The sequence below is a fragment of the Vicinamibacteria bacterium genome (genome assembly GCA_035570235.1).
Classification (GTDB): domain Bacteria; phylum Acidobacteriota; class Vicinamibacteria; order Fen-336; family Fen-336; genus DATMML01.
On record DATMML010000127.1, the window covers coordinates 13,575 to 32,812 of the forward strand.

Sequence of the window (19,238 nt, forward strand, 5' to 3'; positions counted from 1 at the left end):
GGGCGATGATATCCGATCCCTCAAGGCCCGCGCGCGAGGATGGCCCGGGAAGGGGGCAGGGGGCCCTCCCCCTCCACCCGCGACCAGGGCGCGTAGGCCGCGCCCGCGGGAAGGCGCGGCAACGCCTCCGGCCAGTGCTCCAGTATCGAGAGCTCCCCCTCCTCCGTCAGGCGCACGACCAGCAACTCCTCGTAGCGATGGGCCGTGGGCCGCGAATTCCAAGCGCTCCAGAGGATGGACCAGGGGACGCATAGAACTCCTTGCGGCTGGAAATAGGCCGGGTACAGGAAGTCCTCCGCCCCCCAGACAAGGCCGGTGGCCTCTCCCGGGTAGAGGTACTCGACGGCATGGCGAAACGTGAAGGTGGCCCGCCAGGCCTTGGCCTCATCGATGAGGACAACGAGGGTGTGGGGTTTGAGGCGGGGGGCCGATCGGGTGAGCTGGGCCAGCGTCCGGTGCTGGACGGAGAAGCGGCTTCTGGACTCGTCCCACTCTTTCTGCATCGCCACCGTGCGCCCCGCGCCCACGGCCACGATCCAGGAGCCCAGAAGCAGGGCCCCCGCGGTACGCGCGCGGGCGGGCAGGAAGCTCACGGCCCCGCCCACCCCCGCGGCCAGGACCATCCCTATGCCGGGAGAGGACAGGACCTGGGTGCGCGCCGGGGTCAGGATCGACGGGCTGAGCATGAAGAGGCTGTAGCCGAGGAAGGCCAAGAGCAGCCCGAGCCCGAGCAGGCCCGCCAAGGGGGCGAGCGCCTCCCGGCCCTCGGGCGCGGCCCCGCCCAGGCGTCGGGCCAGGGCATAGGCGGCCGCGAAAACCACCACCGCGATGGGCACCGCCGGTACCGCCAGCTCCCGGACCGGACTGGTAACGAGGGGTAGCAGGTGTTGGCCGAAGAGCCGCAGCAAGCGCACGGCCACGTTTGCGGGGTTGAGATCGAGCCCGAGGGCCGAGCCCTGGTACGACCCCGGGCCCGAAGGCCGCAAGAAGGGGACCAGGACGAGAGCGACGTCGAGCAGGACCACCGCCTCCCATCCCGTCACCCAGCCCCAGAAGCGACGGGAGCGATCGGTGGTCATCCAGGCCAGCAGAAGCGGGGCGGCGGCAAGGAAGGGAACGACGCCTTCAATGCCGCGGGTGGTGACGAGGCCCACGAGGGCGCCCAGGGCTAGGAGGGGCACGCTCTGCCCGCTCCACGACTGCAAGAGAAGGAGGATCGCGAGCAGGGTCCCGAAGGCAAACCCGGAGTAACCGGTGAGGAGCACGGTATCCAGACGCAGGAAATCCAGGGGCGCCCAAACAACCGAGAAGACGCCGGCCAGGAAGGAGAGTAGCGGGTAGCGGGGAATGAGCAGTCGGCAGATCATGAAAACGAGACACCCGGACAGAGCCAGGTAGGTCGTTTCCGCCACATAGTAGGCGGCCAGATCATGCGGCCGGATCCTCACCCAGGGCAGCGTCCACAGGAAGACCCAGGGCCGGTTCGCGTAGGGTACGGAAAGGATGCCGCGGGAGACCAGGGAGATGATGAGCCACTCGTCGCTCCCCCCGAAGTTCGTGGCTCGGACCCAGCCGAACTGGGCCCAGAAATTGGCCACGATGCCCAGCAGGAGCCCGACTACGCTTGCCCCTGCCGGCGGCGCCCCCGGTCCGCTCCCCCGCGCGAGCGCCCCGAACAGGGTCATCCTCCCGCCTCCGGGGCCGTGAATTCCCGCCTCCGTCTCGCGGCCGCTCCCCGCCCCCGGCCAGACCCCTCTCCGCGCGAGCACCGCGTGAGGGGGAAACGAGCGAACGGAGTAAGCAAGCGGATCGGAAGGCGGACGTCGAGGCCGGCCGCCACCGGGTCACGAGGCCCCCCCTCGCCCGCGGTCAGGCGCCGGAGCCTCCCTCCTTGCCGGCAACAGGCGAGGTCGGCAGCGCCGTGCACTCCTTCGAGCACCATCCTCAGGCCCCCTCGGCAGTACGCCTACACCCGGCGGGGTGAGCTCGCCGGGCCTGACTCCTCATTCGCGGGGCCCCGGCCACGGATCCAAAGAAGAACGATGGCCAGGACGCCAAGCCCGGTCCCGGCCAGCCCCAGGTTCAGTGCGCGTGGGCGGTAGCGCAGCACGACCTCGTGGCCGCCGCCCGGGACGGGCACCGCCCGGTGCTTGCCGTTGGCCCGCCGCACTCTCACGGCACGACCGTCCACGGTCGCGACCCAGTCTCGGGCGAAGCTGTCCCGGGTCACGAGATAACCCCAGCCATCGCTCTGCGTGCGGTAGTGCTCCTCGCCGGGTACGACCGAGACCCGTGCGGCCGTGCCATTGCTGCACGTCGCTTCCCCTGGCTCTTCGAGAGCCACCTCCCGCGAGGGATCGAAGGCGGCCTCGAAGGGGGCGCTCGCCGCTTGTTCCGGTCCGAGCGCGGGGAGGACGCCGCAGGCCAGAAAGGCGCGCGGCCACGGCCGTTCGACTTCGTAAACGTGGATCCGGAGGCCGGGCGCCCCGACGGGGATGGCGGCGCGCAGCTTGAGTTCGGGATGCTCCAGGGGGTCGAGGCTCAGGATTCGCGTCACCGCCGCATTGCGGAGCCGGGGGAGAATTCCCGCTATCGCGCCGGGCGCATATTCCTCCGGTAGGAACTCCGGGGGCCGCAGCACGAAGGAGGTGAGGTCCTTGGCCTCCGGGCTCTCGACCTCGTCCAGGATGTTGTTATAGGGGGCGAGCAGTTGGCGGTTGATGAAGAACGAGGCCAGACCGCGCCCAAGGGAGCCCTGGTTCAGGAACAAGAGGAAGGCGGGGCTGTAGTCCACGCCGTAAGTGAAGACCCGCCCCCCATCCTGTCGGTTCAGGCCCTGGGCCGCCATCTCGGGCAGAGGGTCGAAGAACCGGGGTGTCGTCTGCGGGTTGAGCCCAGACCCCGCCTCGGCCATGTCGAGGACGAGCACAACCATCACCAAGGCCGTGGCCGGACGCGCCCGCATCCATCCCCTGCTAACCGCGACGGCGAGGCTCACCCCCAGCAGGGCGACCACCGCCACCCTCAGGCAGCCCACGGACAGGACCTGCCCCAAAACCACGCGAAATGAGGGTTCGATCCGGGCCCAGGCCCCCACCGGGTCCGGAAAGGCGAGGACGACCCCAGCCAAGGCGAGGACCAGCGTGGCCGCCAGCCCGGCCGCCCGGCCATACCGGCCCCATCCCTGACCTCGGGAGAGGCGGTCCGCCCCTAGACCCGCGAAGACCGAAACGACCAAATGGGGCAGGAGCAGGGCCTTGCTGGGGAACCGAAACGATCGAAGGAGGGGCAGGGCGGAGACCAAGGGAGCGAGCCCGCCCCGGGCGCCCAGAGCGTACCAGAGGCCCAGACCGGCTCCGCCGAGCAGGATCCACCGTCGCCGCTTCTCGAGGGCCGGGATTCCGCTCCAGGCCAAGGCCAAGGCATGGGGCCCCAGGTAAAGGCTCAGGAAGTAGGGGAATCCCTTAGTAAAGAAGTGGCCCCCCCACCAAGACTCGACGGGCGAGGAGAGAGAGCCGAAGAGTCCGGGGATGACCGCCTGCACCAGGCTCAGGGGGTGGGCTTCGTTGCCCAGAGCGACCTCGGGGGGAAAGCCGCCCCCGCGAACGGTCTCCGCGAGCATCCCCCCCACCAGAGCGACCGGGACCCCGGCCAGCAGCAGACCGACGAGAACGGCGGTGACCATCCGCCCCACCCCTGCCCGACCGCGCGAAGCGGCCAGGCCCAGGGCCAGCCCCAGAGCCAGACCTTGGACCACAAATTCGAGGGCGAGCGTGGTCAGGGAAACGCCCAGGGCGAGACCGGCCAGGGGGACCCAGCGGCCGCCGCGAGCGGCGGCCCGCCGAAAGGTCAGGGCAACCACCGGAGCCAGGGCGAGGGCCTGGAGAAACACGTAGAGGCTGAGGGAGGAGAGACAAAGACCCCCCAGGGCATAGACGGAGCCGGCCACGAACGCCCCCTTGCGGCTCGCCTTGAAGTCCCGCGCCAGCGCGTAACCGCAAAGGGCGGCCAGGGGCAACTGCAGGGTCAGCAGCCAGGACACGGCGGCCGGGCTCGGCCAGAGTACGTGGAGCAGGTCGAGAGGGTAGAAGACAGGCAAGGCGAAGGAACCCTCGTGAATGTAGGGGTTCCAGAGCGGCCATCGTCCGCCCGCCCACTCCCGCGCCGCGAAGAGCCGGAGTGGATAGAAGGTGACGCTGAAGTCGCGGAAGTAGTAGCAGCGGCCGGGCACGGCCGCGCCCAGGTCGGGCAGGAGCGCGATCAGACCGAGCAACCAGGGGAGCCAACGGTTCCCATCCTCGCCCGCGCCGACCTCGGATGCCGTGCCGCTCAAGAGGGAAGGGGCGGCTTGGCGCCGAGCCGGGGGTCAGGAAGCCGCGGGGACCACATTCTTGGCGAGCCGGTAACGCTCCATGAAGCGCGTGTCCACGCGCCCGGCTTGAAAGTCCGGGTCGTCCAAGATGCGCCGGTGCAGCGGGATGTTGGTCTTGATGCCCTCCACAACCATCAGCTCCAGGCAGCGGCGCATGCGGGCGATGGCCTCCTTGCGGTCTCGGCCGTGGGTCATGAGCTTGGCCACCAGGCTGTCGTAGTAGGGCGAGATCTCGCAGCCCTCGTGGGCGAAGGTGTCGATGCGGACCCCGGGGCCCCCGGGAACGTGGAAGTGGCGGATGATGCCGGGGGAAGGGACGAAGGTGAACGGGTCCTCCGCGTTGATGCGGCATTCGATGGCATGGCCACTAAAGGTCACGTCCTTCTGGGTAAAGGAGAGGGGGGCCCCCGCCGCCACGTGGATCTGCTCCTTGACGAGGTCCCGCCCGGTGATGAGCTCGGTGATGCCGTGCTCCACTTGGATTCGGGTGTTCATCTCCATGAAGTAGTAGTCCCCTTCCTCGTCGACCAGGAACTCCACCGTCCCCGCGCTCACGTACTGGACGGCGGCGGCCGCCTCGACCGCGGTGCGCCCCATCTTCCGGCGCAGCTTCTCGGAGACGACCGTGGAAGGGGCCTCTTCCAGGATCTTCTGGTGGCGGCGCTGGATCGAGCACTCCCGCTCCCCCAGGTGCACCACGTTGCTCTTGGTATCGGCCATGACCTGGATCTCGATGTGTCGGGGCCCTTCGATGTACTTCTCGACGTAGACATCGGGAACGCCGAAGGCCGCCGCGGCCTCCGCTTGGGCGGCGCGGAACGCCTGGGCCAAGTCGGCGGGGCTGCGGACGACGCGGATCCCCCGGCCCCCTCCCCCCGCCGAGGCCTTGAGGACGACGGGGAAGCCGACCTCCCGTGCCACCTTCACCGCTTTCTCTTCGTCCTCCAGCACTCCCACCGAGCCGGGGAGGACCTTCACCCCCGCCTTCATCATCGCCTTCCGCGCTCGGCTCTTGTCGCCCATGAGCCGGATGGCCTGGGGCCCGGGCCCGATGAACTTGATGTTGCAGGCCTCGCAGATCTCGGCCAGGTAGCTGGACTCGGACAAGAACCCGTAGCCGGGATGGATGGCGTCGGCCCCCGTTATTTCGGCGGCGCTGATGATGGCCGGGATGTTCAGGTACGAGTCGATGTTGCGCGCGGGTCCGATGCACACGGCCTGGTCGGCGAAGCGCACGTGGAGGCTGCCCTGGTCGGCCTCGGAGTAGACGGCCACGGTCTTGAGCCCGAGCTCCTTGCAGGCCCAAAGGACCCTGAGGGCGATCTCGCCCCGGTTGGCAATCAGTACCTTCTTGAACATGACTCGGAGCCGGGGCCGCCCGCGGCCGGGGCTGCCATGCTAGGGGGTGGGACGGATCGTGAACAACGAGTCGCCGTATTGGACGGGCTGGCCGTTCTCGGGATGGATGCGCAGGATCTCTCCCGTGATCTCCGCCTCGATCTCATTCATTAGCTTCATGGCTTCGATGATGCAGAGCACCTGCCCTACCTTCACTTGGTCCCCCACGTTCACGAAGGCCGCCGCGTTGGGGTCGGCAGCCCGGAAGAACGTGCCCACGATCGGGCTCTTGACGATGGTCCCATCGGAATCGGGGGCCGCCGTTTCCGGGGCGGCGGCGGGGGCCGGGGGAGCGGTGGCGCCCGGTACGAAGAAGGGCGGGGGAGAAGCGGGGGGAAGCCCGGGTCCCGTCGGTGCCGCGTGATTCCCGCGCGCCGCCTTGCACACGCGGAGCTTCATCCCGTCCTGCTCGAGCTCGAACTCCGCGATCTGCCGGTCCTCCAGGATCTGCAGGATTTCCTTGAGGTCGCTGAGGTCCAATCGCTCTCCTTTGGTCGGGGGGGTTCCTCTCGGTCTCGCGGAAAGCCCCATTATTTGCCCCCCCCGGCAATGTTGTCAAGGAACGGACGCGGGCGCGGCGTTACTGGAACTCGCTTTCGAGGCTGAGGCTGGCCAAGCGGAGGACGAAACGGGCGCGCCCGGTGAGGGCGCCCGGGGAAAGGGCGGCGAAGAGGAAGTAGTCGCGGGTGATCCCTACGAGGAGGGCGATCATCTTCTCCGTCACCACCGTGAGCTCCCGCAGCTCGCCCAGGCCGGTGTCGCTGGCGGTGGAGACGCTGGCGCGCAGAAGCGTGGTGTACTCCGCGGCCACCGCATCCAGGTTGGGGTCGGGCCGCACGGTCAGGCGCTCGATGGGGATGCCGTCGGTGCCCATGATCATTAGGACCTGGGTCTCCGGCACCCGCTCCGCGACCCCTCTCAAGACGTTTGCGAAAGCAGCCGCCACCCCTTACCCCCTCTTGATCGCCGCCAACATGTCCTCGAAGCGCGCGATCGTCTGCTCCAGGACGCGACGCCGCTCCGCCCGCGCGTCGGCGGTGGGCCCTCCGGATGTGGGCGGGCTCGCGCCGTGGGGAGCCCGGTCGACGGCGGTGATCTCCGCCAGCCGCGCCCGCAAGCGCTCGTTTTCCGGCTCCTTTTGCAGAAGCTCCTTGTAGACCTCCACGGCCTGCTCGGTGAAGCCCTGCTTGAAATAGAGCTCGGCCAGGGTCGAGGACGAAAGCCCCGGGGTCTCGGAGGGCGGCGGCGGGACTGGGGTTGGCTCGGGCTCGAAGATCAGGTCGGGCTCCCTCGGCGGGGGCAGCGGCTCCCGAGGGAAAGGAGCCACCACGGGGGGGGACACCGTCCGGGCCTCGGCCTCGCCCTGGTCGGTCAGCCGGCGCCCGGGGCTGGGCTCGGGGGCGAGGGGGGCCCCACCACGCGTCTCGAACGGCGCCTCCAGGTCGAAGCTCACTTCGGTCGCGGGGGTGAACGGGATATCCAGGGGCAGGGGGGGAGCGGGTGGGGGCTCGACCGCCCGCGGAGTCTCGAGCGGCGGGGCCGCGGGAGGGGGTGGGGGGGGAGGTGGCTCCGGTGGGGACGGCACCGCGGACGCCACGGGGCCGGGCGCCTCCGGCGCCGCTTCGAACGGCGCCTCCAGGTCGAAGCTCACCTCGCTCGGGGGCGTAAACGGCACCGGGGGCGGCGCCGGAGCGGATGTGGGCTCGGCCGCTCTCGGAGCCTCCATCGGCGGGGCCGCGGGCGGCAGCGGAGGCTCTTCCACCGGGGAGGGCTCGCGGGCGACCGGCGGGGCGGGCGCCTCGGCCATCGCGGTCGGCCCGGGAGGGAGGGGCGGCCGAGCGGCTGCCGGCGGAGGTGGGGGCGTAGCCTTGCGCAACGTGGGGGCGCCCAGCCTCTCTTCCAGGACACGGATCTGGCTCTCGACCTGTCGGTCCCCGGGAGCCAAGCGCAGCGTCGCGCGGTACTGCAACAACGCCGAACCGAGATCCCCCATGGCTTCCAGGGTCTCCCCCAAGAAGCGGCTGGCCAGGATGTTGTCGGGGGCGCCCCTCAAGACCGCCTCGAATTGGGCCCGGGCCCCGGCGAGGTCGCCCGTGTCTAGGTAAGCCCGCCCCAGGGTCATATGAGCGGAGGTGTAGGCCGGATGCTGGAGCAAGCCCGTGCGGGCCACGCGGATGGCATCCGAGAGCTCTCCCTCCTTGCGCAGTTCCTCCGCCAGCTGGGCGAACAGCCGGGAGCCCGGCTCTTTGTCCAGGCGCCTACGAAGCTCGTCGATGCGGGTGTTGTCGGCCACGGTCCCTCAGGGGCTTCCGCGCCCCGGACTGGCAAGCGGAGAGCGGCGCTGGGTCGAGGTCGCGGCTACGCTATCACGGAGGCCGGGAACGTTCAAAACACTGCGGAGCCGCGCGCCTCCTTCAGCGGCCGGGGCGGGCCGCCGGGCGTTCTTATTCCTGGAGGATCATGACGGTGCCAAAGAGCGCGTTATTCGCGTCGAAGCTGTACGGACGCGCTGCTATCGTCGCGAATGTGCCCCGGGCGGTGCCCGCGTTGTAGACGACCTGGGCCACGCCGTTGGTGTCCGTCGTCACGGAGACACCCGTTTGTAGGAGCCCCACCAGGATGCTGCCCGCTATGATGAATCCGTCCCCTCGCGCGAGCTGGACGAAGACAGCTTTGCCGGGGGCGGGAGCGCCGTTCTGATCCCTGAGCGTTATCCTCACGATGGACTGGCTGATGCCGTCGGCGTTCAGGACGTCGGGCGTCGCCGTCAGCTGGACGGAGAGACCCAGTTCGGAGGGCCCGACCAGGCCAGGAACGGAGACCCGGTCGAGCTTGTCACATCCGCTCAGCCCGAGGATCAGAGCAAGCGGCCACAGACGTCTTTGAGTGCTGGAAAGTCTCATGGCAGCCTCTCTCCCCTAGCCGGTTATCGCGCCCGGCGCGCAGGCGGTCAGCTTGTCCCCGAAATCGGAGAAATCGATCTGCAACCGCCCGGTGGCCGTCATCGTTTGACCAATCGTCGTCTCGGCATGGAGGGTGATCTGGGCAAAAACGGTCAGGACCGGGGCCCCACTGTTCCCCGCCGCGAGCTGGATGAGGGGGGGCTCCAGTTTGGCCTGCCGCCGGACCACTTCGATAGGGATGACTGCATTCCCCCCGGAGAGCACCTGCACCGTGACGTTCCCGCTGATCGCGTAGGGCACGTCCACGCCCTGCACTCCGCGGCCATCGGAGCGGAAGTACTGGACTTCGTACCGAGTGACGACGACGTCGCCCCGGAAGTCGAGGTTGGTGAGGTTCGGGTTCTTGAGGTGGTTCTCCACGCGGACACCGACGAGATCCGGACAGATGAAGGACAGCGGCGGCGTTGCAAGCTCCCCCGAGACGACATCCGAGTCGAGCTGGCCGCCGCCGTTAATGCTCGTGATGTTGAACAGAATCGGCGAGTTGCCATTGTTGGCGTAGTTGGGGTTGAGGTTGCAGGAGGTCATGGCCAGACCCCCCAGCGTGACCAGGGAAAGGGCGGGCAGCAGCTTCATTTGACTCCTCCGGAGCTCGCGCAGGGGCCGGGAGCACGGCGGGCGATCGGACCCCTCGCGCGGGGCTGGGTTCGTGGCGGGCAACATGACGTTCATGGCCATTACCCCTTCGTGATCCGAGGCGTGATGAAGAGGAGCAACTCGTTGTTGGTGGACGTTACGAAGCGGTTCCGGAAGAGGTAGCCCAAGAGCGGGATCTTGCTCAGGAACGGCGTCCTCTGTTGGTTCGTCTGCTCGTTGCTCTGGTAGATGCCACCCACGACCGCGGTGGACCCGTCTTTCACGAGGACGATGGTCTTGGCGGACTGCGTGTTGATGGGCGGAATCCCGTTCACCAGGTTGCTGAAGTCGGCGGCGTTGTTCTCCACCTCGAGGTTGAGGATCACGGTGCCGGCGTCGGTGATCTGGGGGGTCACTTTCAGGGTGAGCACCGCGTCCTTGAAGACCACGGTGACCGTGTTGTTGGCCACGGTCTGGATGGGGATCTGGACGCCCTGCTTGATCTCGGCCGCCTGATTGTTCTGGGTCGTGACCTTGGGCGTGGACAGGAGGCGACCCCGGCCTTGCCGCTCGAGGGCGGTCAGAGCCAGATCCAGGTTGAAACTGCCCAGGACGTTGCCCAGGGAGATGCCGATCGCGGAGTTGAACTGGGATGCGGGCAGGTTGACGGCGTACCCGCGGCCGGCGGTACCGATGCCCGCTTTGGATGCCTGGCCGCTCTGGTCCGCGGGCAGGCCGGAGCCCGGCACGGAGCCGCCGTTGAGGATGATCGAGTTGGGGAAGGCCACACCGGTCGTGTTGCCGAGGCGGGGGGAATACTCTTGGTTGAATCCCCACTGGATGCCGAGGTCACGCGTGAAGTTTCGGGTCGTGACCACGATCCGGGCTTCGATCTCGACCTGGGGCGTGGCTCGATCGAGCTCCGCGATCAGGTCCTTGGACTTCTCCACGTAGTTCGGGAGGTCCCGAATGATGATGGTGTTGGTACGGGTGTCGACGTTGATCTGACCGCGGGCTGAGAGGGCTCCCGCCTTCTTGATCACGTCCGACATCTCGCCGGCCTTCGCGTAGGAGATCCTCTTGGTGAAATCGATGAGGTCTCCAGCCAGAGCCTTCTCCTCCTGGAGCTTGCGCCGGTCTTGCTCTTCCTTCTGGAGGTCGGTGAGCTTGGCGATGCGAATGACGTTCTCCTCCAGGGTGTAGCCGAGCCCATTGGTCTTGAGGATCAGGTCCAGGGCCTGGTCCCAGGGCACCTCCGTGAGCTTGAGGGTGACCTTCCCGCTGACCCCGGGGTTCACGACCACGTTCAGCCCGCTGATGTCGGCGAAGAGCCGGAAGATGTCCTGGAGGTCGCCGTCCTTGAAGTCGAGGCTTATGGGGGGGCCGGTGAAGGTCTTGCCCGTCTGTCCGAGGGTCTGCCCCTCGAACGACTCCTTGGGCGGAATCTGGGGCTCGGGGAGGGCGGGCATGGTCAAAGCCGCGGGGGCGGGGCTGAGAGCCGCGGGCGCGGCCGCCACTACGGGCACGGGCACGGGGGCCGCCGCCGCCGGCTCGGGAGCCGTCCGCAGCGCCGCCAGCGGGGCGGGCGTCGGCTCTTGTCCACCTTCCCCGAACAGGATCTTTAGCCCGTCGGCGCCTTCAACGATCCGGTAGGGGGCCCGGGCGGAGAGGTCCAGGACCAGTCGGGCGACCTTCGGGGAGGCCGCGCTGAATTGGGCCAGGCGGACCTTGCGCACCGGCTTCTGGTTTACTTCCAAGGCCCGCACCGAGGCCCGGGCGGTCACATCCGGAAAGTCCACCACCAGCCGGTCGGGGTTGCCGAGGAAGAAGTCCTGATACTGCAGACGCCCGTTGGCGCGGACCGTGAAAACGAGCTGGCCAGCGTCCTCCGCCTGCGCGACCCCGAGGATCTGGGTGGCATGCGGGGCGTTCTTGGGCACCGCCTTCTCGGCGGCTGCGGCCTTCTCTGGGCGTGGTGCCGGTACCTTGTCCGCGCTCGGGGCCGGCGGCTCGTCCTTGGCCACCTCGACGACGGGGGCGGGTGCGGGCGCGGCTGCGGAGGGAGCCACGGGGGCGCTTTCGGGCGGCCGCGCGGAGGCGGTGGCCGTCGGGCGCTCAAAGACGAGGTTCAGGTCCTTGCCTCGCGAGAAGATCTGGTAGGGCACGAGGCTGGCCAGACGCACCTCCAGCCGGGCAAGGTTTCGCCCGTCCGCGCGGGCCAGGCTCGTGACCCGCAGCGACTCCACTTCCCGCGTTCCCACGCTGATGCGGGAGGGGATCTTTGAGGCGTCCACCTCCGGGACATCCACCACGAGGGTCAGAGGGTCGGGACTGTAGTAGGTGTAAGCCAGAGGACCCGTGCACACGATGATTAACCGTGTGGAATGGTCGTTGCTTTCCTGGCGAATGTCGGAAATGGCCGTCGGGGTGTGCTCCTGGGCCAGCGTGGGCTGAGCCCGCGCGGTCAGGATGACGGCCGCAAAAAGGGCTGACCCAGCGAGCTTCGCTTTCATTGCCTCGCCTCCTCGGACCCATACAGGCTCTTCTTCAGATCTCGCGTCTTCACCGGTGACAGGGGGTCGGTGACCTCCTGGCGGAAGCTCACGGAACTGGCATCCACCGCGGTGATTACGCCGTCGAACATCCGCTGGCCCACGGTGACGAAATAGGACTTGCCATCCGTGCCTAGAAAGATCGCGATGTACCCGGACCTCGACGCCACCCCGGCACCGCCCCCCGCGGTCTTGACGATGCCTTTCAGGGCGACCTCCTGGATCAGGAAGCCCTCCATGCCCGGCTTGCGCGTCTTGGGCCCGCGGTCGGCCGCCACCGGCTTCTGGAGGCTCACGAACGGGTCCCGGCGCCCCTGGGGGTTGTAAGTGAAACCTCCGGGGGGAGGCTCCAATTCCTGCTCGAGGATGCCTTTGATGACGTCCGGCCCCCCTTCCGCCTTGGGTGCCGGGGAGGGGGGGGCCTGGGCCGAGCTGGACACGGCCACCAGGAGGGCGGCCGCGAGCAGAAGGGGGAGCCTCATCATGGGGTTCCTCATCGGCCGGCCGGCCGCGGCGCCCCGGGCGGGGGCGCGGGTGGCGTCTCCACGTAGACAAACGTCGTCGCGACCGCGGAGGCGCCGATGGTGTTGGAGGCCGTCTGGTTCGGCTGGTTGTGGATCTTGATGCTACCCATGTTGACCAGCCGAGAGAGGCGGCTCACGCGGTCGAAGAACTGCCCGAGCATGTGGTAGGTGCCTTCCACGTCCACGTTGATGGGAACCTCCTGATAGAAGTCCTTGGTCACGGGCGTGGCGGGCGTGAACCTCCGGATGACGAGGTTCGACTGGGCGGCCAGGTACTGGACCCGCCGCATCAAGTCCGGGGTCTCCCTCTCCGGTGGGAGGATGCGCTTCAGGGTCTCCAGCTTGGCCTCAAGCAGTTGGACCTCGCGCTGGAACTCCTGGAGCTTGTTGGCCGTCACCTCGAGGGCCCGGATGTCCTTCTGGAGCTGTTCCAGCCGCGCTCGCTTGGCCTTCTCCTCGTCGAGCTTGTCGGAGTACCAGAAGTAATAGAACGCCCCGCCCATGAGGGCGGCCAGGAGCAGAGAAACCCCCAGTTGCCCGGCGAGTGGGAGCCTAGTGAGGCTGTTGTCCGCCATCGCGTTTCTCCCTCCTGCCTTAGGGTTTCTTGCCCGCTGCAGCGGGGGGCGGGGGCGCGGCCGCCGCGGCCGCGGCCGCCGCTCTCTGCTTGGCCGCTAGCTCGGGATCCAGGAACTGGCCCTGCAGGTTGAACTTGATGATGTTGTTGTTCTCGTCGCTGGAGACCAGGTCCATGGAGGGAAACCAGCCGCTTCTCTGGAGGGCACTGATGAAATCCGCCACCGAGGTCAAGCCGTTGCTCTCGCCAATCAGCGTCACCCGACCGGCGTTCTCGTCCAGGTTCGTGAGCCACACGAAGTCGGGCAGGGACTTGGAGATCTCGTCCAGCAGGTGGACGGGGCCCTTCTGCTCCGCCTTCAACCGCTCGATCAGATTCACCTTGTTTTCGAGCAGCGTCTTCTTGGCCTGGAAAGCATCCACCTGGACCTTGATGGCCTGGAGCTCCCGCTGGCGCTTTTCGTCGGCCGCGATCTTGGTGTCCAGGTCCTGGAGCACGGAGGTCTGGTACCACCAGGCCGCCGCGCAGGCGAAGGCCATGCCCCCCGCAAAAAGAGTGAGGAGGAGATAGGCCTGGAGAGCGCCCGGAGTGGAGGGCGCAGTCGCCTTCTTCTGCTTGGTCGGTCGATCCGGGGCGAGGAGGTTGACGCGGATCATCGGTCCCCCACCTTTCGCGCGGCCAGACCCACGGCGATGGCGGCCGAAGGACCCATCTCATTGATGAACTCGGGGTCGAAGTCCCGGGGGTTGTAGGTCACGCTGTTGAACGGGTTCAAAATCTCGACCCCAGCCTCGAAACGCTCCGCGAGCAAGTCCCTGAGCCCCTGGATCTTGGCCGTTCCCCCGGAGAGGAAGATCCGGTCGATTCGATCCTCCGAGCTCGTGGCCCGGAAGAAATCGAAGGTCTTCTGGATCTCGAGGGCAATGTTCTCCGAAACCGCCTGGATGATGGGGTGAAGGTTCTCGGGAGCGGCTCCCTCGACCCGGGCGCCCTTCTTCAGGGCCTCCGCCTGATCGAAGGAGAGGTTGAGCTCTTTCTGGATGGCGTCCGTGTACTGGTTGCCTCCGACCGCGATGTCACGGTTGAAGATGGAGGTGGCCCCTTTGACGATGTTGATGTTCATGATGGAAGCCCCGATGTTGAGCAGGGCGACCACCCGGCCGGGGTCGATACCGTAGTTGATTTCGTAGCAGTTCTGGAGGGCGAAGACGTCCACGTCGACGACCAGAGGAGACCGCCCGGCCTGGGAGATGGCCGAGGTGTAGTCGCTGATCTTGTCCTTCTTGACCGCGACCAGGAGCACGTCCATGTTACCCCCCGACCCTCCCCCGTCGATGACCTCGTAGTCGAGGGACACATCCTGGATGTCGAAGGGGATGTACTGCTCCGCCTCCCAGTGGATCGACTCCGCCAGCTCCTCCGTGCTCATCTGGGGCAGGCTGATCTTCTTGACGATCACCGCGTTGCCGGAAACACTCGTAGCCACTTCGTTGGTCTTGATCTTCTGGGAAGTGAAAAGGCGCTGAATGGCGTCGATGACCGCTCCCGAGTCCATGATGGCGCCGTCCACGATGGCCTCGGGGGGCAGGGCTTCGGTGCCGATGTTGATGAGCTGGTACTCATCGCCCCCTTTCCCGCCGGGTTTCAGTTCAACCGCCTTCACTGCGGAGGACCCAATGTCGACGCCAACAAGTCCCTTCCTTTTCCCGAACAGAGCCACGGGCGCCTCTCTCTCTTCTCGCTGCGGCTGGTCCCGACTCCGCCCCTCACCGGCACGCCCGGTTCCTGGAACGGCGCTAACGAATTAGAACCGAAGCTAGGCCCACACTTAGGAAAAATAGTTAAAGTGCTACCTGAAGCTAGCAAAGGGCACCTCCAATGTCAAGGGAAAAGTGAGGGTTCCGCCAGTAACTCATCAAGGGGACTGGACTCCGCGGGAAGTGGCCCCCGAGTGGCAGGTCGCAGCCCGCTTTCGCCCCTCGCGGCCTACGACGCGGCCGTGAGGAACGAAAGTCCTTTTACACGAGATGGTTGTGTTGGGAAGTGCCAACCATCACAGCGGGCAAGGGCCGCGAAAGCCCCGCCGGCTCTCACTTTTCGTGGCCTGGGGATGCGATTTGGCCGACCTCGGAGAAGCCTGTTCCCCTAGAAACGGATCTTGATGTTGGGATCGTCCTTGGCGTGGATGGTGTCGATGAACCGCACCTGGTGGGGCACGGTCGTCATGACCAGGCAGTGGGTGCGGATGCCTTCGCCGAAGAAACGGACGCCCCGCAAGAGGGAGCCGTCGGTCACGCCCGCAGCGGCGAAGACCACCGTCCGGCCGGGGGCCAGATCCTCGGTGCCGTAGACCCGCTGGAGGTCGAAGATCCCCATCTTCTTGAGCCGCTCCGCGTCTGCGGGCTTGGTCAAGACGAGCTTGCCCTGGATTTCGCCGTTCAGGCAGCGCATGGCCGCGGCCGTGAGCACGCCCTCCGGCGCCCCCCCCGTGCCCATCACCGCGTGCACGCCGGTACCCAGAAGGGCGGCCGTGATGCCCGCCGAAAGGTCACCGTCGCCGATGAGCCTTATGCGGGCTCCCGCCCTGCGAATCTCCGAGATCAGCTTCTCGTGCCGGGGCCGATCCAGGACGATGATGACCAAGTCGTTGACCGCCCGGTCCAGGCACCGGGCAATCGCCTTCAGGTTGTCCTCGACGGGTGCGTTGATGTCCACCTTTCCCTTCGAGGACGGCCCCACCACCAGCTTCTCCATGTAGATGTCAGGGGCGTTCAGGAGGCCCCCCTTCTCGGAGGCGGCGAGGACGGCGATGGCGTTGGGGGCCCCGGTCGCGCAGAGGTTGGTGCCCTCCAGGGGGTCCACGGCAATGTCCACCGGGGTCCCTCCGGCCTTCCCCACCTTCTCGCCGATGAACAGCATGGGGGCCTCGTCGCGCTCCCCCTCGCCGATCACGATCGTGCCCTCGATGTCGACGCTCTCCATCTCCTTGCGCATGGCCTCCACGGCCACCTGGTCGGCGTACTTGCGGTCGCCCTGGCCCATGGTGTGGGCCGCGGCGATAGCCGCACGCTCCACGACCCTCACGAACTCCAGGGGCAGATCGTCACGAATCATAGATGGGCTCCTTGGCTTTGCGGTCGGGTGGTCCTACTTGGTGGGGGCCGCTAACGAGAAGGCGGGTAGCTCGACGCGCCGCGGCCGATCCTGCCGGTAGCCGAGGGCGTAGTCCGCTTGCATGATCTTATGGATCTCGCGGGTGCCCTCGTAGATCACCGCGGCTTTGCTGTTTCGGAAGAAGCGCCCGGCCGGGTACTCGTCCGAAAAGCCGTTGCCACCGTGGATCTGGACGCAGTCGGAGGCCGCCCGCTCGCTCTTCACGGTGGCGAACCACTTGGCGAGCGAGGTCTCCCTGGTGTTGCGCTTGCCTTGGTTCTTGAGCCAGCCCGCGCGCAGCCAGAGGAGCCGGGCGGCGTCGTAGTCCGAGACCATCTCCGCGATCATCTCCTTCACGAGTTGGTGCTCGCCGATCGGTACCCCGAAGGTCTTCCGCTCCCGGGCATACTTCACGGAGGCGTCGAGGCAGGCCCGGATCAGCCCCGTGGCTCCGGCGGCTACCGTGTAGCGGCCGCTCTCGAGGGCGAACATGGCCACCCGGAAGCCCTCGCCCTCCCGGCCCAGCAGGTTCTCGGCGGGCACCTCCACCTCCGCCAGGTGGAAGCCCCCGGTGTTGCCGGCCAAGATCCCCCATTTCTCCTTCATGCTGTAGGAGGTGAAGCCCTTGAACCCACGCTCCACGATGAACGCGCTCAGGCCGCTGTGGTCGCGTTTCTTCTTCTTGTCCTGGTCGGTCCAGGCGATGACCAGGAAGTGGTCGGCCACGTCGGCCAGGCTGATCCAGGTCTTCTCGCCGTTCAAGACGTAGCGGTCGCCCCGACGGACCGCGGTGGTTTGGATCCCGACCGCGTCCGAGCCGGCGTTGGGCTCGGTGAGGCCATAGCTGGCGATCTTCTCCCCCTGGGCCTGGGGGAGGAGATACTTCCGCTTCTGCTCTTCCGTACCCCAGCACCAGAGGCTCATCGAGTTGAGGCCCACGTGCACGGATATGATCACGCGCAGGTGGGTGTCCACGTACTCGAGCTCCTCCGAAACGAGGCCGAGGCTGATGTAGTCCATCCCCGCTCCCCCGTACTCCTCGGGGATGCAGATCCCCAGGAGCTGGAGGTCGGCCATGTCCTTGAGGAACCTCCTCTCGAAGCGGTGTTCGCGGTCGAGGTCGTGGATCCGGGGGGCCACCTCCTTGCCCGCCCAGTCCCGGACCGTCTTTTCAACCGCCCTGTGCTCCTCCGACAGCTCGAAATCGATCATGAACGCGGCTCCTCGATTCGGTCCGGGGCCTCCGGCAGCTCCTCCGCGTCCTCGGGGAGGCCCACGCCCTCGGCAAGGACCCGGCGGGCAGCGGCTGCGTCCTCCACCGGGACCAGCACCCGCACCAAGGCAAAGGAGCGGACGCTCGGCAGCGGCTCCTGGCGGTAGCTCTGGTCCAGGACCCGGGCCTCCAGGCCCGCCTCCCGCAGCCGCAGGGCCATCAGCTCCGCCTCGTAGAGCTGTCCGGATTCCGCCACCGTGTCCCAACCCCCGTGCGACCCACCGGCTCCCGCCTCCGCCATCAGCGGTCCTTCCAGGCAGGCCGGCGCTTCTCCATGATGGCCCGCAGGCCCTCTTCGGCGTCCGCCGTCCCCATGAGCTGGTTCAAGTACACGTCCTCGGCGTGGCGCAAGGCCTCCGTGAAGGAGAGGTCCAGCCCCCCCACGATGGCCCGGCGGGTCAGCTGCACGACGGGGGCGCTCGACTCCTGGAAGCGCTGGATGAGGGCGCCCGCCTCCGCCTCCAGCTTGTCGTCCGGGCAGACCCGGGACACCAGGCCCAGACGCTCCGCGTCCCCCGCGGTCAGGCTAGCGCCCCCCATGATCATCTCCAGCGCCTTCTTCCGGCCCACCAGCCGGGGAAGGAGGGCAGCGGCCACGGTGTTGAACACTCCGCCCTTGATCTCGGGATGGCCGAACTTGGCGCTCTGGGCCGCCAGAACCATGTCGCAGCCCACGGCGAGGAGGCTGCCCGCGCCCAGGGCGGGGCCGCCCACGACGGCGAGCGTGGGCTTGTCGAGCTTGCCCAGGTTCTCGAAGATCCGCCCGAAGGCCTCGAGCATCATGTAGGCGCGGTCTCCCAGGTGATCCGCGAGCTCAAAACCGGCCGAGAAGTACTTCCCCGCGCCCACGAGCACGACCAGCTTCACGTCCCGCTGGTACTCCAACGACTCGAACGCGGTGTTGAGGTCCAGCATCATGTCGATGGAGAGGACATTGGCGGGGGGCCGGTTGAGGGTGATGCGGGAGATCCCCTGCACGGTGGCGAGCTGGATGAACTTGTAGCTCGTGTCCCGCGGGGGGGCGTAGATGTCGGAATCGTGGGGATCTTCCAGATCGTCGACCACTCAGGTCCCCTTTCTACCCGGTCACGGAGATTCGAAGGCCGCGGCCAGGCCCATGCCCCCGCTGACGCAGAGGGTGGCCAGGCCCCGGTGGGCCCGCCGGCGGGCCATCTCGTGGAGGAGCGTCACCGTGATGCGGGCGCCGGTGGCCCCGATGGGATGTCCGAGGGCGATGGCGCCTCCGTTCACGTTGAGGCGCTCGGAGTCAATCTTGAGCTCGCGGTCGCAGGCCAACACCTGGGCCGCGAAGGCCTCGTTGACCTCGACGAGGTCGAACCCGTCGAGACCCGTCGCGAGGCGCTCGAGGAGGCGACGGACCGCCGGCACCACCCCGATGCCCATCCGCCGCGGCTCCACGCCCGCCGAGGCGACCCCCAGGATCCGGGCCATGGGACTCACACCCAGAGCGACCGCGCGCTCGCGCGAGAGAAGGACCATGGCCGCCGCTCCGTCCGTGATCCCGGAGGAGTTGCCCGCGGTCACCGTACCCCCGTTGTCCGTGAAGACGGGGGCCAGGTTGGCCAGCGACTCCCGCGTGGTCTCCGGGCGCGGGTGCTCGTCCTGCCGAACCTCTTCTTCTCCCTTCCGGCCCGGGACCGCCACGGGAACGATCTCGGCTTCGAAGCGGCCCGTGCGCAGGGCGCGCCCGACCCGCTCCTGGCTGCGCAGGGCGAAGGCGTCCTGCTCCTCGCGGGAGATCCGGTAGTCGGCGGCCAGTCGCTCGGCGGTCTCCCCCATCAGCTGCTCGGCGAGCGGGCAGAGAAACCCGTCCTGGTACATCGCGTCCACCA

18 protein-coding genes are annotated in these 19,238 nt (G+C 67.8%); all 18 read right to left on the reverse strand.

What is annotated here, in order from left to right; translation table 11 throughout:
- Positions 1 to 20: 20 nt before the first annotated feature.
- Positions 21 to 1,685, reverse strand: coding sequence for a hypothetical protein (locus tag VN461_22560; GenBank protein ID HXB57562.1), 1,665 nt, complete (start codon positions 1,683 to 1,685; stop codon positions 21 to 23).
- Between the two features lie 281 nt (positions 1,686 to 1,966).
- Entirely contained in the window at positions 1,967 to 4,333 is a 2,367-nt protein-coding gene (locus tag VN461_22565; GenBank protein HXB57563.1) for a hypothetical protein, read from the reverse strand.
- 33 nt (positions 4,334 to 4,366) lie between these two features.
- Entirely contained in the window at positions 4,367 to 5,731 is a 1,365-nt protein-coding gene (gene accC / locus VN461_22570; GenBank protein ID HXB57564.1) for an acetyl-CoA carboxylase biotin carboxylase subunit, read from the reverse strand.
- Positions 5,732 to 5,770: 39 nt separating this feature from the next.
- Complete coding sequence (accB, locus tag VN461_22575) at positions 5,771 to 6,250, reverse strand: acetyl-CoA carboxylase biotin carboxyl carrier protein (protein HXB57565.1); 480 nt, start codon at positions 6,248 to 6,250, stop codon at positions 5,771 to 5,773.
- A gap of 100 nt (positions 6,251 to 6,350) precedes the next feature.
- Entirely contained in the window at positions 6,351 to 6,716 is a 366-nt protein-coding gene (locus VN461_22580) for a roadblock/LC7 domain-containing protein (protein ID HXB57566.1), read from the reverse strand.
- A 3-nt stretch (positions 6,717 to 6,719) separates the two neighbouring features.
- Positions 6,720 to 8,063: a tetratricopeptide repeat protein gene (locus VN461_22585; GenBank protein ID HXB57567.1), complete on the reverse strand. Its 1,344-nt coding sequence runs from the start codon at positions 8,061 to 8,063 to the stop codon at positions 6,720 to 6,722.
- Positions 8,064 to 8,214: 151 nt separating this feature from the next.
- Positions 8,215 to 8,673, reverse strand: a complete 459-nt coding sequence (locus VN461_22590) for an invasin domain 3-containing protein (GenBank protein ID HXB57568.1) — start codon at positions 8,671 to 8,673, stop codon at positions 8,215 to 8,217.
- Positions 8,674 to 8,688: 15 nt separating this feature from the next.
- A complete protein-coding gene (locus tag VN461_22595; GenBank protein HXB57569.1) occupies positions 8,689 to 9,309 on the reverse strand; it encodes a hypothetical protein in 621 nt (206 codons plus the stop codon).
- A 101-nt stretch (positions 9,310 to 9,410) separates the two neighbouring features.
- Complete coding sequence (pilQ, locus tag VN461_22600; GenBank protein ID HXB57570.1) at positions 9,411 to 11,822, reverse strand: type IV pilus secretin PilQ; 2,412 nt, start codon at positions 11,820 to 11,822, stop codon at positions 9,411 to 9,413.
- On the reverse strand, positions 11,819 to 12,346 hold the full coding sequence (locus VN461_22605; GenBank protein ID HXB57571.1) for a hypothetical protein: 528 nt from the start codon (positions 12,344 to 12,346) through the stop codon (positions 11,819 to 11,821). The genes pilQ and VN461_22605 overlap by 4 nt, the downstream gene beginning before the upstream one ends.
- An 8-nt stretch (positions 12,347 to 12,354) precedes the next feature.
- A complete protein-coding gene (pilO, locus tag VN461_22610) occupies positions 12,355 to 12,960 on the reverse strand; it encodes a type 4a pilus biogenesis protein PilO (GenBank protein HXB57572.1) in 606 nt (201 codons plus the stop codon).
- 19 nt (positions 12,961 to 12,979) lie between these two features.
- On the reverse strand, positions 12,980 to 13,615 hold the full coding sequence (locus VN461_22615; protein ID HXB57573.1) for a PilN domain-containing protein: 636 nt from the start codon (positions 13,613 to 13,615) through the stop codon (positions 12,980 to 12,982).
- A complete protein-coding gene (pilM, locus tag VN461_22620; GenBank protein ID HXB57574.1) occupies positions 13,612 to 14,679 on the reverse strand; it encodes a type IV pilus assembly protein PilM in 1,068 nt (355 codons plus the stop codon). The genes VN461_22615 and pilM overlap by 4 nt, the downstream gene beginning before the upstream one ends.
- Before the next feature lie 425 nt (positions 14,680 to 15,104).
- A complete protein-coding gene (gene glpX / locus VN461_22625) occupies positions 15,105 to 16,073 on the reverse strand; it encodes a class II fructose-bisphosphatase (GenBank protein HXB57575.1) in 969 nt (322 codons plus the stop codon).
- 33 nt (positions 16,074 to 16,106) lie between these two features.
- On the reverse strand, positions 16,107 to 17,324 hold the full coding sequence (locus tag VN461_22630; protein HXB57576.1) for an acyl-CoA dehydrogenase family protein: 1,218 nt from the start codon (positions 17,322 to 17,324) through the stop codon (positions 16,107 to 16,109).
- The gene (locus VN461_22635) at positions 17,321 to 17,626 is read right to left on the reverse strand and encodes a hypothetical protein (protein ID HXB57577.1); all 306 of its coding nucleotides are present in this window, start codon (positions 17,624 to 17,626) and stop codon (positions 17,321 to 17,323) included. Before VN461_22635 ends, VN461_22630 begins: the two co-directional genes overlap by 4 nt.
- Positions 17,626 to 18,450 carry an enoyl-CoA hydratase/isomerase family protein gene (locus VN461_22640; GenBank protein HXB57578.1) on the reverse strand — a complete coding sequence of 275 codons (825 nt, stop codon included), beginning with the start codon at positions 18,448 to 18,450 and terminating at the stop codon, positions 17,626 to 17,628. Before VN461_22640 ends, VN461_22635 begins: the two co-directional genes overlap by 1 nt.
- 21 nt (positions 18,451 to 18,471) lie before the next feature.
- Positions 18,472 to 19,238, reverse strand: a 767-nt coding sequence (locus tag VN461_22645; GenBank protein HXB57579.1) for a thiolase family protein, incomplete at its 5' end; no start/stop codon positions are given.

Excerpts from the sequence above, each read along its gene's own strand:
- accC (HXB57564.1), bottom strand. The coding sequence starts at position 5,731 with ATGTTCAAGAAGGTACTGATTGCCAACCGGGGCGAGATCGCCCTCAGG.
- pilQ (HXB57570.1), bottom strand. The coding sequence starts at position 11,822 with ATGAAAGCGAAGCTCGCTGGGTCAGCCCTTTTTGCGGCCGTCATCCTG.
- VN461_22615 (HXB57573.1), bottom strand. The coding sequence starts at position 13,615 with ATGATCCGCGTCAACCTCCTCGCCCCGGATCGACCGACCAAGCAGAAG.
- VN461_22635 (HXB57577.1), bottom strand. The coding sequence starts at position 17,626 with ATGGCGGAGGCGGGAGCCGGTGGGTCGCACGGGGGTTGGGACACGGTG.
- VN461_22590 (HXB57568.1), bottom strand. The coding sequence starts at position 8,673 with ATGAGACTTTCCAGCACTCAAAGACGTCTGTGGCCGCTTGCTCTGATC.
- VN461_22560 (HXB57562.1), bottom strand. The coding sequence starts at position 1,685 with ATGACCCTGTTCGGGGCGCTCGCGCGGGGGAGCGGACCGGGGGCGCCG.
- VN461_22595 (HXB57569.1), bottom strand. The coding sequence starts at position 9,309 with ATGAAGCTGCTGCCCGCCCTTTCCCTGGTCACGCTGGGGGGTCTGGCC.
- VN461_22630 (HXB57576.1), bottom strand. The coding sequence starts at position 17,324 with ATGATCGATTTCGAGCTGTCGGAGGAGCACAGGGCGGTTGAAAAGACG.
- VN461_22605 (HXB57571.1), bottom strand. The coding sequence starts at position 12,346 with ATGATGAGGCTCCCCCTTCTGCTCGCGGCCGCCCTCCTGGTGGCCGTG.
- glpX (HXB57575.1), bottom strand. The coding sequence starts at position 16,073 with ATGATTCGTGACGATCTGCCCCTGGAGTTCGTGAGGGTCGTGGAGCGT.
- pilO (HXB57572.1), bottom strand. The coding sequence starts at position 12,960 with ATGGCGGACAACAGCCTCACTAGGCTCCCACTCGCCGGGCAACTGGGG.